Genomic DNA, 2,251 nt, shown 5'->3' with positions numbered 1-2,251 from the left:
CGTGCCGTAAGCGGGAACAACGCGAGCTGGGCCGCCTTATGCAAGGCAGCGGATTTTTTCGACTGTCTGGATTTCATGACGGTCCTGCCCATAACCAGATTCTAGCACCGAACCAGCCGCGAGTACAGAAGAATGGAAGGGTCTAGGTCCAGATCTCAAGCGTGTCCCACGGCGCGGTAAAGCCGCCCTGGCTGGCCCTTGCAAGAGGCATTGTCGGGAAGTCGATCCAATGCGCTTTCATCCGGCGGCTCCATGATGTGCCGGCGCTGATCTCCTTGACGAGACAGCTTGCCACGGCTGCCGCACCATAAACACGAGTTCGCCGCACGACTTCCGTTCCGATATGAACGACTGTGGGTGCCTCCTGCTCTTTCGGAACATTGGGCTGATTGATGATCGGCGAGTTCCATAAGCGGGAATGATGGGCACAGATGTTGCGGACGAACGCAAGACACCTGATCCAGCTCACCAGCGTATCGGGAAGCAGACCGTATCGTGACGCGATCGCGAAGCGGTCCCGTGGGTGCGCCATGAACAGAAGCCAGGAAAGCGTGCCGAAATCCCAAGTCTCAACGGCCATCCAGATCGGCAGGGGCGAGCTGTAGGTGTCGAAAAACTGCTTTACCCAGCTTTCCTTCGAACGTCGGATCGACTGATTGGCCTTGTCGAGCCAATTCTGGTGGCGTGTGCCGTCGTGGAATGGTGTGTTCGCTCGGCGCGTGTCGAGGAAAGCTGGCGAGAGATGTGCCCACGGATCGCGCTTTCCGAGCGTGTGTGCCAGATCCACGCGCAATGCCACCTCAATCCGCTCGATTGCGTCTAGGAACAGAAGACGGAGCTGCTTGTCGAACAGGTAAAGATCGACTGCGTGGCGAAACTCAGCACCCGGTCGGAACTGGTCGGTGCGAATGATGCGGGACGGATCGCGAGGATCGGGGCCGTTCTGTTCGAAAGGCTCCCAATACGGTGCCAGACGCCCGTAACCAATGCGCTGAAGGTGATGGATCGCCTTGGTCCGGTCTGTCACTCCCAAGCCCCGGTTTATCAGGAGATCAACTTGATCGGCAAAACTGAGGTGGGGCTTGGTATAAGGCGGACGCATGTGCCTAAAAATAAAGAAGGCCGTCCCTTGATGTCCTGAGCTTGCGCGCAGCACAACAGCGGAGACGGCCATATTAAGTGGGCTTTTAAGCTGATACACGGCGGGAGTCAAGCATAAACGGAAACCGCGCTCCGTGCGTATCCTGTGACGTGCCCTTTAGTGTATCCTCTAGCGTGTCCTAAATATCGCGGTTCGCTCCACGGAAGCGCATCGCGGCGTCGGCGCGCGATGCCATTGAGCGACCTCACTGCAACACGCTTGTCTCTAGGATCGTATGATGATCTCGATGGATTCTTCCGGCACCCCGAGAAACATCGACAGACTTTTCTTCGCATCGCTTATGGAAAGTGGCCGCAAATCGGTGCCGGCATGACCGGCCTCCTTCTTTTCCTGTTCGGCAGGAAGACCAGGTTCTGCCAGAGGTATGCGCGCGATCGGCTTATGAGCTATTCCAGCACCAGCTCCCACACGCGAAACGGGGCTGCTGGCTTCTTCATCGTAGAGTGAAATCCAGATCCCTCTCCGCTTTTTCGGTACACTATGTCCGGCCTTGATCCGAGCCTGATATGCCCGGTCGAAGCGCGCGCGCATTTCATCACCTTCAATAAGATGCACCTGCGCAAAGCGCGGATTTTCCTTGTCATCTACAGAAACGGCCACGATCGCATCCACATCGGACAACGTGACCCAGGCATCACCGGCATCATTCCTCGGAAACGCAATCCATTGATCCTGCGTCGTCCTGATTGATACGATTCGTTCCTGGCTGCCTTTTGTAATCTTCCGAACGCTTCCTTTTCCGAAGCCGGGGATTTTCTCGACCTGCCATCCGTCATTCTCTAACGCATGAATGCCAGCTTCAAAGAGTTGTGCCTTTCTGGCTGCCTTTTTGGGGTCTTCAAAGATATTCGCCATATCGGTCTGATTCCTCGCTGATTTCTTTCTGATAAATGGGGTATCATTGATTCGTCAATGAAATTCTTTCGTGACGAATGGATTTATCCCTCAAAGATCAGCGATGCGCGTGCGGGTTTTTTCGGGGGCTTGATCTCCGCTCTAGTTCGTAAGGCCGCGAGCCAGGTGCGCTGCACCTGTCTCCCGGCCAACTCACCGGAGCCAGCCGCCGCCCTGCGCTGCGCTGCGGTCGCC

Annotated in this window: 2 protein-coding genes; both read right to left on the bottom strand. The window is 56.3% G+C overall.

Translation table 11 applies throughout. From position 1 onward, the window contains the following. Positions 1-142 precede the first annotated feature (142 nt). Complete coding sequence (locus tag WFJ47_RS16430) at positions 143-1,027, bottom strand: Abi family protein (protein ID WP_007284619.1); 885 nt, start codon at positions 1,025-1,027, stop codon at positions 143-145. A 339-nt stretch (positions 1,028-1,366) separates the two neighbouring features. Beyond that, positions 1,367-2,017: a hypothetical protein gene (locus tag WFJ47_RS16425; RefSeq protein WP_010666725.1), complete on the bottom strand. Its 651-nt coding sequence runs from the start codon at positions 2,015-2,017 to the stop codon at positions 1,367-1,369. Positions 2,018-2,251 lie beyond the last annotated feature (234 nt).

This window comes from Asaia sp. VD9 (assembly GCF_037150015.1).
Classification (GTDB): domain Bacteria; phylum Pseudomonadota; class Alphaproteobacteria; order Acetobacterales; family Acetobacteraceae; genus Asaia.
The sequence above is the reverse complement of the archived record's forward strand: the minus strand, read 5'-3'. Positions and strand labels throughout refer to the sequence as shown.